Raw genomic sequence first — 15159 nt, 5'->3', positions numbered from 1 at the left:
AAGGAAAAATCAGGCATCCGCGCTTTGCAGATACCTGATCAGTCAGTTTATTTTACGATGTTTTTTCATTGACAAAATAAAGTATCTTTCTTTGACAGGATACGTTCACTTTTGGATGACATTTTGGAGGAGCGGTGACAATGATCCTTCTTTTTATTTCATTAAATTTCCTCGTATAATAATTGTAAGTGATTATTATGAGAAGTGGAGGGAATGCAAATGAAACTGATCACAAATCTTGAAGACATCAAAGATGCCTGCGATCTTGTGGATCTCGCAAGAGAACTGGATATAGATATGCAGAGATCGGGAAGTCACTGGGCAATAAGATGTCCAAATCACCGAGGCGGCCAGTACGACAAACATATCGGAAATTGCTACATAACCAAAAATCACAAAAACTTTATATGTAAAAGCTGCGGCAATAAAGGTGATGCGCTTACACTCGTGCAGCAAGCAACAGGGTGCTCCTTCCTGGAAGCGGTAAAGTTTTTATCCAACTTCGTAGAAATAGAACCGTCTTACATAGAAGAAGGAAAGGAATACACTTCAAATAACGGAGAAAAAGATGTATTAAGAAGAATAATTTCTCAAAAAGAGCAAGATTTTTTAGGGATCAAGAATTTTGCTGTTTACGGAGTCTCTGAATTGATCGAACCTGACGAATTTGATTTAGCATCAGAACTTAATGCGACCCCGGTAACGTATGAAAATGAAGTATTATTTTATTTCACTGAAAAAACATACCTCACAAACCCATTAAAAAAGATAGCATCCCAAAATTATGAACTATACCTGAAAATAATAGAAAATGCAATTTTCAGGAAGTATGAAAAATTGAAGAAAATTTTCGATATCTGGGAAAATTCGCCCTATGCAGCTGATTCTTATGATGTTATAAAAATTGAGTTTGAAACACTTCGTACTATATATAAAAATATAGGCGGAGAAGAGTCGAGAATAAAGATCCCGGTGCTCAAAAATCAAAGTTTAATAGACTTGTCTTCATTATGATCAGTAAAGACATTTTCTTCATTTGAAAATGTCTTTTTTGTTGTAGTCAGTTTTCACCTATAATTATATATAGAATCCCGTATTGATGAATGGAGGTATTAAAATGGGAAAAATAAAAACATTATTATTGCATAACCATACGGACAACTCAATTAAAGATGGAGCACAGACTCCGAAAGAACTTGTACAGAGAGCTAAAGAGCTTGATGCACCTGCTGTAACATTAACGGATCATGGTGTACTTACAGGAATATTCGAGTTTATGAAGGCATGCGAAGAAGAAAACATAAAGGGTATCCCCGGTGTGGAAGCATATATAAAAGAAGATGAAGATGAAACGAGAAGACATCTTGTTATTCTTGCTAAAGATGCGCAGGGCTACAAAGCGATTGAAAAAGCAGTTACGGAAAGCAATCAGCGCCTGGTGACGATCCCTTCCATGAAAAAGGACATACCTACTATGAATAAGGCTATCCTGACAAAATGGTTTGGAGAAGGCGCTATGGGGCATGACCATACAATAGCTACATCAGCATGCGTGCAGGGCGTTATTGCGACGGAGCTTACACAGAACAACAAGTATCAGAAGAACATAGATAAAGCATTAGAAAAAAGAAAGAATTATCACAATCCTTCTTCTACTATATTTATAGAACTTTCAAAAAAGCTTGAGGATGCTTCCGAAAAAGATAAGGAAATGAAAGAAAAACAAAAAGAACTGAAGAAAGAAGCTAATCTGGCAACTAAAAAAGCTGAAAATTACATGAAAAAGAAGGAAGGTACACCTGACTACGACGAGGCAAAAGCAGCTTATGACAATCTTATAGAAAGAAAAGAGCTTGCAGCTAAGGAACTTATCACTGTTCAGTCTGAACTTGCAGTATGTAAAAAACACATAAATGAAATAAAAGCGAAAATAAAGCCGTTAAAGGACAGCTTTGCAAATTATACAAAATACGACTCGATCGTAAAGGAATACGAAGCAAAGCTTCTTGATGAAAAAACCTTACTGGAAAATGCAAGAAAAGAAGCGTTGTACTATTCTGAATTATTCGGAAAAGAAAACTTTTTTATAGAACTTCAATTTCATGGATTTGAAGATGAACAGTATGTATTTCCAAGACTATGTAATATTGCTAAAGGATTGAACATACCATGTGTTCCTGCCAACGATGCACACTATACCTATAAAACAGACGCAAAAAGAAGAGAAATGCTTGTAGCTGACTCCTTCAAGAAAACCATAGAAACATTGGATGAAAGATCTTGTCAGCTTTTCATCAAATCTGATGAAGAACTAACTGAAGCGTTGACTCAGATACTCACTAAAAAGGACGTTGAACAGGCTTTTGAAAATCTCAGACTTATAGCTGACAATTGCAATGTTGTTCTTCCCAAAGAACATCATTATCCTGTTTATCATCTTCCCGAAGGTGAAACAGACTCGTCCTATATTAGAAAGCTTGTTCTTGAAGGTGTAGAAAAAAGATACCCAGGCGGTAAAGCATCTGACGGAACAGTATGGGATCAGGAACATATCAACAGAATGGAATCAGAGCTGGAAATAATCGGAAAAATGGGATATAACCATTATCATCTGGTAGTTCAGGATTATCTCAATTTCGGAAGAAAACTCGGATTCAACTGCCCTGAAGGTGTAGGATATACGATAGGACCCGGCAGAGGCTCAGCTGTAGGTTCATTGGTATGTTATCTGCTCGGCATAACCGACCTTGATCCATTAAAGTACAATCTTTTCTTTGAAAGATATTTGAACCCCGAACGAGTATCTATGCCGGATATCGATGCGGACTTTGCTAATTTTGTAAGAGAAGACTGTATTGATTATATGAGAGAAAAATACGGAGTTGAAGGCGTTTGCGGAGTTACCACAAAGGGAACACTCGGAATTAAAGCAGCTATCCTGCTTGCAGGACGAGTAAACCCTAAAACTCACGATGACGTTCAGAGAGTTCGTGCAATCTCTAAATTAGTCCCCAAAGGAGCAAAACATTTTACAGATCTAATCGATGTGGCAGATAAAAGCAAAGGCGACATAAAAAGCTTTATGCTCAGCAAATACTCTGCAGGAAGCATAGAAAGACAAATAATCGAAGATGCATCAAGTGTCGAAGGATTAACCGTCAACTATGGAAGACATGCTGCGGCAGTCATCATATCGGATACGGGTAACGTGTCCGATCAGGTAGCGCTGATGAGTACCGGCGGTGCCTGGGCAGTACAGTGTACTAAAGAAGAGGCAGAAGCAGAAGTCGGATTATTGAAGATGGACTTTCTCGGGCTCATAAACTTAGATATTATAACAGCGACTTTACGAAAAATTTATCGTAACACAAGACGCAAGATCAATATGAATACGGATGTTCATTTTGAAGATGAAGTCTTTGAGGGAATATTCTCTACAGGAAATACTGATGCTGTATTCCAGTTTTCATCTGATGGAATGAAACAGATGCTTAAGGAATTCAGACCATCATCTTTTGAAGACATCATATTGCTTGTTGCTGCTTACAGACCCGGCCCGATGCAGTATCTTTCAGATATCATTGCTGTAAAACACGGCAGAAAACCGGAATCATACACAATACCGGAACTTAAACCTATTCTTAACGGCACATACGGCAAAACTGTATATCAGGAGCAAGTGCAGGAAATCTTCAAAAAACTTGCAGGCTATTCTCTTGGACAGGCTGACCTTGTTAGAAGGGCGATGTCTAAGAAAAAACTGAAAGAGCTTGCAAAAGAAAAAGAATCTTTTCTGCACGGAGATCCCGAAAGAGGAATAAAAGGTTGTATTGCTAACGGAATAAATGAAGCTGATGCCAATATACTCTTTGACGAAATGATGGATTTTGCATCTTATGCATTCAATAAGAGTCATGCAGCGGCTTATGCTTATGTGGCTTATCAGACAGCATGGTTGAAATATCACTATCCGACCGAATACATGGCTGCGGTCATGGAACATTCCAAATATGACAAACTGCCTATGTACATTTATAATAGCAGAGATATGGGACTTACTGTTAAGATCCCGGACATCAATAAATCAGACGTAGGGTTCATAGCTGAAAAAGATTCTATCATTTTTGGCTTTAGCGGAATGAAAGGTGTCGGAGACGTAGATATCGAAAAAATAATCGAAGAACGCAAGAAAGGAGAATTTAAGTCACTTAAAAATTTTATTTCAAGAACTAATTTATCTATCGATACCTTGAAAAATCTCGTTTTCGGTGGAGCTTTTGATTGTTTTGGACAGACAAGGAAATCAATGTTCAGTTATGTTGAAAGCTTAAAAGATATAAAAAGCGAAATAGAAAGTATTCAGTCAAAAATTGATGTTTTGACAGAAAAGATGAACGAAGATGCTTCTGAAAAGGACAAGAAAAAGCTAAGAGAGCTTGAAAAGAACTGTGATGAATATAAAACAAAGTATCAAGACCTTATTTGCGAACAGGGCTACGAAGATAAGATCGGAAGATTGACCGCAGAGAGGAATATATTGGGAACTTTTATCAGTGACCATCCGATCAACAGTTATAAACTGGAAAATAGTGTCAAGATCAAAGATCTTCAGCCCGGAAATGATATTACAGTATACGGATTAATAACAGATTTTCGTTTACTGACCAAAAAATCAACAGGAGAAAATTTCTGCAGCTTTAATCTTGATGACGGTACCGGAGTGATCCAAGCGATGGTTTTCACAAAGGCTTATGAAAATTTTGGAGAAAAGCTTGTAGAAAATGAGGTCGTATGTCTTACAGGATTCATAAAAGAGGAAACTGTACAGTCTTTCTCAAACAGCGAGGAGGATGATTCAGACGAAGAAAAGATCTTAAAATTCTACGCGAACAACATTGGCAAAAAGCCGATAAAAAAACAGTATTCAATACTTCTCGTTCTTAAAACTTCTGCTATGTTGCTGGCAAATACGATAGGTGAGAAGAAACTTATCGATTATATAACAGAAAATTATGAGTCACCGAACGGGATAGGCTACAATCTTCTTGTATACGATGAGACCTTCTCACAGATACGAAGAACAGATAAAGGGTTGATAGTTAAGTCCTCTATACTGATGGATAAAAATCTAAAAACCCAAAAAGTTCAGATAATGGAATAATTATTTCCCAAAAAAAGCGAGGCTAAAAAAATTAGCTTCGCTATTTTTTTTATTTAGACAATTTTCTGCTATAATATATTTGTAGAAAAAATAACACACTGAGGAGGTGATACTAATGAAGAAAAAACTTATCATGAGTCTTGTGGCTTTAGCTGCTTGCCTGAGTGCATGCGGGAGTTCCGGCAAAGAAGCAATACAAAAAGAGCCTTCGAGTTATTATACACAAACAAATTTGTCGGCGCTTGAATACTCAATGTACATAGCAAACAAAATTTCCGTAGCAACAGGACAGCTCAATACCCATATGGCAAAGATAAAAAATGTAGCTGATGGTTCTTGCTCGTATGAAGATGAAATAAGCGCCATTGATTCTTCAATCGAGACTTTAAAAGAAGACAAAGTGGATCTCTCTTATGTTTATCCCCCTGACAGCTACTCAAGAACCAGAGAAGATGCTCTTACATACTGGCAGGATGCTATAGATAAACTGCAGGAAGTATCCGATGAGTTATCCGATAACGATATCACAAGTGATAGAGCGATCGAATTATCATCCGGACTTTCAGACATCTACACATCCATACAATCGCTTAATTTCGTAGTTTGATACATTACCGAGGATGTAATAACAATCTGCTGTCTCTCGGATATAGACAGTATTTAAATGAGGTGGAAACATGGCAAAGGCCAATTATATTTCTTTTTTAGGTCAGATCTTGAATGATCCGCAGCTTAAGATGAATTCGAATTCGGAAATCTTTCAGGGCCGATTGGTCATGAAAGTCGTAAGGCGTTTTGTTGATGAAAACAGAAGGATCGAGTTTTCTGACCCTATAATCGTTACCGGAAACCCAAAAGTGGCTAAAATGATGACAAATCTTAAAAAGTGGGATATTTGCTCCTTAAAAGGGGTGCTCACAACAATGAATGTTACCCGTTCATGGATCTGTCCTGAGTGCGATTATACAAATCAGCCTGTTGGTATGTATACTTTAATCACTCCTATCTTTATGGAAAAAACCATGGATATGTCACAGGCGTTTTCGTCTTCTGATGAGAGAGATCAGCTTTGCGAAGCGGAAGGCATTAAGATACTTAAATCTCACAACGAAGTCTCCAATATAATACATGTTATCGGTACTGTTTGTAAAATGACCGAACTTTACGATAACGGAACTTTGGCTACACTTAACTTTCAGATCGCTGTTAATCGTAGTTTCCGACTGATAGAAGGCGATCCGGATATCAGAACGGATTATCCTTGGGTAAAGCTTCATGGAGATAAAGCAAGAGAAGCAGCAAGAGTTCTTAGTGTAAATTCAACCGTATTTATTGACGGATCTATTTTTACAAAGATGGTCCAGAAGAAAACATACTGTGAAAAATGCGGCAACGAACACGTTATAAATGAGCTTGTTACCGAAATACATCCGTACTCCGTGGAATATCTGCATAACTGTAATCTTCCTGCTGATGAATATACCGAAGACTATACTGATTTCCCCGGATAACGAAAGGATGTGCTGAAATGGCTAATCTTCTTAACGAAAGACTTAATTTGGATAATGATGATACACCAAAGAAGAAAAAAACAAAAAAAATAAAAAGAAAAAAAACTGAACCACAAAGCCAAATAATAAAACCTATAAATAAAAATGAAGTATTAGAAAAAAATAATAACTCTATTTATGACGAAGAACTGGAAGCGTTGACCGCGGATGAATACATTCGTGAGCAAAAAGCGATCAAAAAAAGCAACAGAAAAATTTACTTTACGAAAATCTTTATGTGTTTTATGTGCGCGTATCTGCTTTTCTTGATATACGGCGTAATGGTAACAAACTACGATTACGACGAAAAGGGAAATGTTACTGCGCAGATATTAAGCATAGAGGATATACAAAATCAGAATGAATATTCAGCTCTTATGGGCTATTATATAGAAGCACGAAACATTTATGAAAAAATACTTATTTTGAATTATCGTTATGATCAAAGCGAAGAAGATGCACTTGATCTTGTGCCTGAGTATGAAACGGTGCTTGAAGATGTAAATAAGCTTATAGTTCAGCTAAAAGCAGTTACTCCCTCAAAGCAGTATTCTCAGGCTTACTCACTTTTGATCAGTTGGGTAGATACGGACATTGCATCTTTTTTACAGGAAATTTCTGCAGCTATCTCGCAAAATAATGCGGAACATATGCAGAATGCAATAAATGATAAAACAAGAACATATAATGACTGCCATCAGCTTACAGCTAATATGATAAGCCTTGGTGAACATGTAAAGGGCGTAAGTATTTCTGAACTGAAGGAGTGGTCTCCTGAAGAATTTTTGAAGAAAGAAATGGGTGATGTCTAAGTGTCGGCATATAATGATCTGCTTAATAAGTACAATACTCTGGTAGCTAGATGCCAGTCCCTGCAGGAAACACTGATAAGTAAGGAACAGCAGTGGAATATAGAAGCAGAAGAACATAAAATCGTAGAAGATAATATAAAAAAATTATGCATACTAATTCTGGCAAAAGATAAATCACAGATAAATCTCGGTTCAAACAGTGGCTCATGGAACGCTTGTCAGATAAGAGATCTGATCATCCAATCAATCGACAGCTATAAAAAATACAACCGGGAAAGATCATTAACTCTACAACAGTTGCTGGATCTTGCGGAAGAAAAACAACATACTATCGATGGATTAATAGACGAACTGGAATTCTATAAAAACAACAGCGGGAAAAACGTTGACTACGCAGAAGAAAAGGAATCGAAGGCAAAGGAAAAAGCTCTCGAAGAGGCGATTGAAGGGCTTGATTTTGAGGAGAAGCAGAAGATAAAAAACAATAACGCTAATATTCAGCTCATCGACAATGAATCCGGAGTGAGTGACCTTATTCTTGATGCGATGGAAGAACTGGATACATTTATGCCAACCGAAAAATCTGTTCCGATCAAAGATTCCAACGGAAAGATCGCTTTGGCAAGAGAAAAAAAGCGTCAAAATAACGTTGTAAAAAAATTTGCATCCGAAATGGATGTCGGGAGAGTTCTGAATGATCTGTCTCCTGTTCAAAAAGACATCATCACTATAATAGGCGAAAAGGGTTTATCCGAAAATATGGAAATAATCCAGGAGTTGTACAAGGATGAAAAAAACAAGACAAAAACAAAAGATAGCTTAAGTTCTATGATATACACAGCAGAAAGGGAATTACAGGCAACCGGTGTTATAATTTCGGAAAATACAGCTATTCCTCTTGTAGGAAAAGCAAATGTCAAGATAATAAGAATGACAGAACTTGGAAACCGACTGTATTCTATGATGCATAACAAAAAGCCTGTTATTTCCGAAGCAAACAGACTTCAGGCAGAACATGATAATATCCATCATGGGTATGGTATTAAAGCTATCTCGCAAAGTATGCAAAGCTGTGATCTTTACTCGCATGTAAGCATGGATTGCCGAAGAGATCCGTTTATAGTTGATAAAAACAAAAATAGAAACGTAACATACATTCCTGATATAATTGCTGTTTACAAAAATGGTGACGAAAAATGCTACTTTGAGTATGAAAGATGTAGTCGTCCCGATGATGTAATTGCTGAAAAATGCAATAAAATGTGTCATTTTACACGAAACATGTATTTTCTGACCAACAATAGTAACCACGCTAATAATTTAGCTAAACAGCTTACAAAATGGAAAAAAGAAGCTGCTAAAAGAAAAATTAAAGCCAAGATCTTTTTATCTACAGTAAAAAGTTTTCAAGCTAATAATTTTGACATAAAGGAAAAATGGCAGTTTTATTGGGGTGACAATGACATTGAACCAATAACGGAAACGAAAGTAGATATGCCCGATAATTAATTTTGTCAGATGCAATTTTCTCATATAATTAAAAAGTGAAAGGAGAATGATTTTATGGCTGATATAATTCATTCATTTATAGCGTTCAATGTTAACGCGTTCAATCATCTTGTATATTTACTCTCTCAAAATATCTCTATTATCATTATTCTGATTGCTGCCGTTCTAACGGCTGTTTTATCGCTCAAGGATGTCGTAGTTAAGTCTACCCGTGATCAGAGACCAATGATTTAATAAGGAGTGATAAATATGAAAGGTGTTAATAAAGAAGTATACAAAGAGCCCATGACATCTCAGGAAGCAACTGCTTATATAAAAGCCATTGGTTATCCTGTTTTGATACTGCTCTTGTCGATGTTTTCTATAAGTGTTTTTTCCGGATTCGGCACAAGACTTATCGCTCCATTGACAGCCGCAATGTGGGGAGTGGGTGTGATCGGAGCTCTTGTATTAAAATCGATGAGAAAAGAAATCTTAAAAGAAACGCTTGCTTTTATCGGTATTTATCAGACAACTCTCCTCGGATGGAGAGAGGCTATAAAGTTAGTATCGAACGTATCCACTGAGCAGATCATGGCATCCTATAATCAAGTGATATCATTAAACCAGAGTTCTGCTTTGCCCGGATACCTTCAAACGGCACTATGGGCGACAACGATCCTTGTGCCGGCGGGTTTTCTCGGAAGAGAAGCAACGCGAATATATAGGTTTACTAAAAAAACAGACAAAAACACAGCTTTGAATCAAGTTCGTGGCATCAGACCATAGAAAGGAGAATAGGGAATGGCTTTAACAGTATTTGATATCAAAAGAATATTACAGCCTAAAATCTCAACTATGCCTTCTGATGATTTCAGGATCATTGATTCTTGGGTAGAAGTCGATGAAAATTCATCCAAATCTGTTCCCAAACGACCGATCAAATATCTCTGTTTTAAGATAGAGGTCATTAATCCCGGAAGCGGTGAAAAAAACACTATTTATAAAGCACTAAAATTTTACAGAGTTAAAAGATTGCCTAAGTCCTCAAAAGAATCAAAAACCTTTATGGATATGCACTCACAGGTTTTGGCAGCTCTTTACGAAAATGAGATCAATTTTGTAACTATAATAGCAAATATCATGGATCCTCCGTTAGGACTGCTTTTCCTGTACGGTGTTCAGGGCGTTTCAAAAGATCTCGAAGAAGCAAAAATGATAGCGGATACAGATTATGTATCTCTCGGTGCAGCGCTGCAGGGTACGTATAAAGTTCTTCATATGTCTCACATAGAACAGCAGGAGACCGAATGGCTGAGACAAAAGATGTTCAATATGGAATACCTGACTGCTGTAAGAGGTATTCCGAAGGCGAATTCTCTTGGTGTTAGTGTTTCAAAAACGACAATGGATAATAAACCCCAGAATCCCGACGGAACAGGCACACTTGAGGAAATAATTCTCGGTATGTCTGATTATGAGTATGTAATTCAGATTCTTTCAACTCCTGTTAAGATGGATACCTTGACAGCCTGGAGCATGGCAAACCAGATGAACATGACTGAATGGAATGAACAGCTGCAGGGTACTAAAAGTCTTAATTTTTCGCTTAGTATCCCTATGATGTATATGGCAAATACATCAAATTCTAAGGGATGGAATCAAGCATATTCTGATTCCTCAACTTTGTCTCACGGTACTGGACAGTCCTTTAATACCGGCTATGGTGAGAACCTCAGTAATGGTTTGAGCATGAATTATGGTCAGGCTATAGGTCAGTCTTCCGGTCATTCGTTTTCTAATACCATTTCCAACACGGAATCCATATCTCAAAGTGTAAGTCACGGTCAATCTCTGACTCACAGTGTCGGAGAAAGTCTCGGGCTTTCTCAGGGGCATACACAGGGCCTTACTCAGGGCGTTTCAGAAAATTTTGGTCATAATACATCCAACAGTCTTAATCACAGTATAAGCAATAATGTGTCCAACAGTTTCGGATTGAGCCAAAATCACGGCTATTCTCACGGAAATTCCGTAAATATCGGGGAAAGTATTAATCAAAGTGCCGGAATTTCAGAGGGGTATGGTGCTAGTATATCTCAGAATTCCAGTCATTCGCTAAATCACGGTTCGAGTATCAATAGCTCGATATCTCAATCACAGGGCTTTAGCCAGAGTCAATCATATAATCAATCCCTTGGTCAGTCATCCTCAATGTCCAACTCTATTTCAAGCGGCAGATCTATGAATTTCGGTCATGGTGAAAGTTGGAACGAAGGTCAGAATTATTCTCATGGTAATTCTTTGACTTCATCCGAAGGACAGAGCTATGGTCATAGTGCAAACTCAGGCAGCAGTTGGAATAATTCGGAAGGATTCTCGGATGGATGGTCGCATGGATCATCCATGAATTCAGGAACATCATCAGGAAGTTCTGTTAGTTCCGGTTCATCGGAAAACAGCGGTTTATCCAATTCTGTGTCGAATAATGTTTCGCTGGGAATCGGTCCGGTCAACAGCAGTGGCGGCGACGGACAGAATTTTTCATCTTCGTCAGGCTACTCTTCCAGCACTTCTGAAAATTTGGGCCACAGCACGGGATACGGTACAAGTGATTCGAATAATTATGGTCACAACAATAGCTTCAGCAATGGTGGTTCTTTCTCCCAGGGCGAAAATTGGGGTGCAAGCAGTTCATTATCTCAAGGAATGTCCACAAGCGAAGGCTTGAGTTTCGGTCATGGCGGTTCGATAAATGAATCATATGGCTTTAATTCATCGCAGTCACAGGGTATCACAAACGGTACATCCTTTAGCCAGTCGATTGGTACAGGTCAATCATTATCCAGTACTCAAGGCATTTCAAACGGATGGGGTCAGAGCTATTCATACGGTGAATCTTCTGGCATGGGCGTTTCTCAGAGTCAGAATCAGGGATTCTCTCAGAGTTATGGTTCAGGGTCATCCTTTAGTCAGGGTGACAGCCAATCTATATCGGAATCCGTTGGAACATCTCAAAGCCAGTCTGTCGGCTCCGGAGAATCGTGGGGTCTTGGTCAGTCGGAAGGTTTTTCCGAAAGTATGGGATATTCAAGATCTGCGTCCGATTCCGTATCTCAGTCTGTTACAAATAGTATTTCAAACTCCGATAGCTTCGGAAGATCTATTTCACAGTCTCAGGGTTATTCTCAGGGTATAAGCAAAGGAATGTCTCTCGGAGAAACATCATCGCAGTCATACACACAGAATGTTTCTCAGGGTGCATCAATGAGCACCGGATCCAGTAAATCCGTTTCACAGGGACAGAGTATTTCGGAAAGCAATGGAAGAAGCTTAGGTCAGTCTATGGGTACTTCAGGTGCTTTTGCGACATCAACCGGCGGATCTATGGGACTCGGCCCTTCGATAAGCTATGGTAAATCTTATCAGTGGCTTGATCAGCAAGTTAAAGACATTCTGGAAATTCTCAATTATGAGAATGAAAGACTAAAAAATGCTTTAAAAGGTAACGGTGCATTTTACACTGACGTTTATATTGCGTGTACGTCACAGGATGCACTTGCAGCAGCAAAAGCTCTTGCCAAGTCATCTTGGCAAAACGACCAGGCACTTAGAATGCCTATTCAAGTTCTTGATCTTGAATCAGAAGAACAGAGACATCTGCTTTATCATTTTAGCGCTTTTTCGGCGGATATTACAAGGACTTCGGTGTACGGAGTATCTGAATATAAGTATACAACAGTTTTACTTCCGAGTGAACTTGTAGCATATACTCATCCCCCGAGAGCTTCGGAAGGCGGTATTTACAGCGATGTAAATGACGTTCCTAAATTCGCCGTACCTTCGATGATGCAGGGTGAGATATACATGGGTACGATTCTTTCTGCTGAAAGATGGACTATAAACAACGGGTATAAAACGCCGTTTGATTATAGAATAGATGAATCTATGCTTATGCACGGTTATTTTACAGGTCAGTCAAGATCCGGTAAAACCGTAGCTGCAATGAGATTCATTGCCGAACTATCAAGAGCTAGAAGAAAGCAAACAGGAAAGCGTTTTAGAATAGTATGTATGGATCCTAAATCTGACTGGAGATCACTTGCAAGGTTCGTCGAGCCCGAAAGATTCAATTTCTACAGCCTTGGCAATCCGAATTTCCATCCGATTCATTTTAATCCGTGCAAGATACCATACGGTGTTTTCCCGCAGAAATGGGTAGACGGTCTTATCGAGATCTTCTGCCGTGCTTACGGGCTCCTTGAAAGAGGAAAACAAATCATGGCTGAAACTATTTTTGCTCTTTACAGAAAAGCAGGAGTTTTTGATGCCTTGGACGATCCTAATTGGAAGGATGTAGTGCCGGAACTTTCCAAGAAGGTGACTTTCAAGAAGATCTACAAGCATATGGAATCATGCAAGATCGCTCTTGATGACTCTAGCAATCCTAAAGGCAGAGCCGGAAACGACACAAGAGACGCTTATTCAAGAATTCTTGAACGTCTGTCATGCTTCGGAAGAGAATATTCGATAGAATCGAAACTTTTCGGAGAAGAAGATGGAATGGGAATAGATGATCTGATAGGAGACGATGATATCACAGTTCTTGAATCGTCGGGGCTGGAATCAACTTTCTCCAACTTCATATTCGGTGTGATAACATCAGGATTCTATCAGTATGGTAAAGCTCAGGAAGGAGGCTATAAAGCTCCTGATCAGTATGAAACAATACTGGTCATAGAGGAGGCAAATAAAGTCCTTACAGGTAATGATACAGCAGGTACAGGAGGAGGTTCATCGTTGAGCCTCGGCGGACAATCTGAGTTTGAAGAAATACTTGACCAGTCAGCCGGCTATGGTCTGTTTGTAATTGCTATAACACAGAAAATAGCTGACATGCCATCCTCGATCATGGCAAATGCAGGTCTTGTGTTTGCGGGACGTCTTAAGAGAGTAGAGGATATAAATGTAGTAATCAGAACGATAGCGCGTGAAGAGAAGTTTGAAGATCGTGACATAGTTAAGTGGTTCCCAAGATCACCTACAGGTTGGTTTATTTGCCAGACATCACGAGGTTATGACTTTTTGGACGCCGAACCCGTTCTTGTTAATATCGCTCCGCTTAACTTTGATCCGCCTACAAATGATGAGATAGATGAAGTTCTGACACGTAAAAAGATCGATATCATGCTTCGCAACAATGCAAGGAACGATGCACTCGATCATTCTCAGATCTCGGTTACAGTTTAATCGGATCATACTATATAAAAATATCCCGGCTAAAGTACGTCGGGATATTTCTATTTATTTTTTTTTCAAAATAAAAAATTTTCTGCTATAATATAATTAGTATAAAAAAAAGGAGAGATATACAATGTCAAAATCTCATAAAATTACCATTCTTTTGATCTTGGCGGTCATATCTGCAATAGTTACTGGTACTTTGATCTATAAGTACTGCAATTCAACCAAAGGCTTTATTTACGTATTTAATGATGATTATAAAGCCGGCACAAAGATCGAAAAGAGTATGCTTTCGCCTATGAAGGTTGACGATCAGATAATCAAGACAGGACAAAAGGGAGGTCTTGAAAGCTACTACATAACCGGTGAAAATTACTCTAAGGTCGTAGAACGTAATGAGTATCTGCTTAACGATGTTGTGAAGAATCAGCCGCTGACACTCGTAGATCTTGCTATGACGAGCGGTTCGAGTATTGAAAGGTCGCTGTCCGGCAACGGAATGGCTGTTACTATCCCTATATCCGGAACAGCTGCTGTTACGGACGAATTAAGAGTCGGTTCTGTTGTCAACATTTATTCAAGCGACGCAAGTGGAACAAAACTCTTGTTTGAAAACATGAGAATAATTGCCAGAAATAATGAAAACTCTGTATCCAAGGTGACATTTGAAACATCACCGGATGATACATTAGATCTTATAAATGCAGCAAACAACAAAAAACTTTACTTCTCACTGGTATCACCTGTACTTGATGAAAATGCTCATTCGGGCTATGTGGTAACGGAAGAAGAAAAGGAAGAATCCATTATTATAAATGATAATGATCCTGATTATTCCGAAGATGTTCAGATCCCGGAGGATAATCTTCCTGAGGATACATCATCTAAATAAATCTTTAACGGA

At 38.4% G+C, this 15159-nt stretch carries 9 protein-coding genes; all 9 read left to right on the top strand.

Annotated elements, in window-relative coordinates:
- Positions 1 to 219 precede the first annotated feature (219 nt).
- The 9 genes from N773_RS0118945 (at position 220) to N773_RS0118900 (ending at position 15147) form a co-directional block, all read left to right on the top strand.
- Entirely contained in the window at positions 220 to 1014 is a 795-nt protein-coding gene (locus N773_RS0118945; protein WP_024859194.1) for a CHC2 zinc finger domain-containing protein, read from the top strand.
- Between the two features lie 103 nt (positions 1015 to 1117).
- Complete coding sequence (dnaE, locus tag N773_RS21635) at positions 1118 to 5161, top strand: DNA polymerase III subunit alpha (protein ID WP_024859193.1); 4044 nt, start codon at positions 1118 to 1120, stop codon at positions 5159 to 5161.
- A 115-nt stretch (positions 5162 to 5276) separates the two neighbouring features.
- Positions 5277 to 5768, top strand: a complete 492-nt coding sequence (locus N773_RS0118935) for a hypothetical protein (protein WP_024859192.1) — start codon at positions 5277 to 5279, stop codon at positions 5766 to 5768.
- Positions 5769 to 5937: 169 nt separating this feature from the next.
- Positions 5938 to 6672 (top strand): single-stranded DNA-binding protein, encoded by a 735-nt coding sequence (locus tag N773_RS0118930; protein ID WP_242840465.1) that lies wholly within the window; start codon positions 5938 to 5940, stop codon positions 6670 to 6672.
- A gap of 17 nt (positions 6673 to 6689) precedes the next feature.
- Positions 6690 to 7523 carry a hypothetical protein gene (locus N773_RS0118925; protein WP_013483302.1) on the top strand — a complete coding sequence of 278 codons (834 nt, stop codon included), beginning with the start codon at positions 6690 to 6692 and terminating at the stop codon, positions 7521 to 7523.
- A complete protein-coding gene (locus N773_RS0118920; protein WP_013483303.1) occupies positions 7524 to 9032 on the top strand; it encodes a hypothetical protein in 1509 nt (502 codons plus the stop codon). It begins immediately after the preceding gene.
- A 249-nt stretch (positions 9033 to 9281) separates the two neighbouring features.
- The gene (locus N773_RS0118910; RefSeq protein ID WP_024859190.1) at positions 9282 to 9800 is read left to right on the top strand and encodes a hypothetical protein; all 519 of its coding nucleotides are present in this window, start codon (positions 9282 to 9284) and stop codon (positions 9798 to 9800) included.
- 15 nt (positions 9801 to 9815) lie between these two features.
- Positions 9816 to 14261 carry a serine-rich protein gene (locus N773_RS20790; protein ID WP_024859189.1) on the top strand — a complete coding sequence of 1482 codons (4446 nt, stop codon included), beginning with the start codon at positions 9816 to 9818 and terminating at the stop codon, positions 14259 to 14261.
- Between the two features lie 124 nt (positions 14262 to 14385).
- Positions 14386 to 15147, top strand: a complete 762-nt coding sequence (locus N773_RS0118900; RefSeq protein ID WP_024859188.1) for a hypothetical protein — start codon at positions 14386 to 14388, stop codon at positions 15145 to 15147.
- The last annotated feature ends 12 nt before the right edge of the window (positions 15148 to 15159 follow it).

This window comes from Ruminococcus albus AD2013, from assembly GCF_000526775.1.
Lineage (GTDB): Bacteria > Bacillota > Clostridia > Oscillospirales > Ruminococcaceae > Hominimerdicola > Hominimerdicola alba_A.
Note: the sequence above shows the minus strand (reverse complement) of the source record. Positions and strands in the feature narration are given on the sequence as shown.

Bases quoted from the DNA above. Each gene is read 5' to 3' on its own strand.
- N773_RS0118900 (WP_024859188.1), top strand. From the start codon at position 14,386: ATGTCAAAATCTCATAAAATTACCATTCTTTTGATCTTGGCGGTCATA.
- N773_RS0118935 (WP_024859192.1), top strand. From the start codon at position 5,277: ATGAAGAAAAAACTTATCATGAGTCTTGTGGCTTTAGCTGCTTGCCTG.
- N773_RS0118945 (WP_024859194.1), top strand. From the start codon at position 220: ATGAAACTGATCACAAATCTTGAAGACATCAAAGATGCCTGCGATCTT.
- dnaE (WP_024859193.1), top strand. From the start codon at position 1,118: ATGGGAAAAATAAAAACATTATTATTGCATAACCATACGGACAACTCA.
- N773_RS0118910 (WP_024859190.1), top strand. From the start codon at position 9,282: ATGAAAGGTGTTAATAAAGAAGTATACAAAGAGCCCATGACATCTCAG.
- N773_RS20790 (WP_024859189.1), top strand. From the start codon at position 9,816: ATGGCTTTAACAGTATTTGATATCAAAAGAATATTACAGCCTAAAATC.
- N773_RS0118925 (WP_013483302.1), top strand. From the start codon at position 6,690: ATGGCTAATCTTCTTAACGAAAGACTTAATTTGGATAATGATGATACA.
- N773_RS0118930 (WP_242840465.1), top strand. From the start codon at position 5,938: ATGAAAGTCGTAAGGCGTTTTGTTGATGAAAACAGAAGGATCGAGTTT.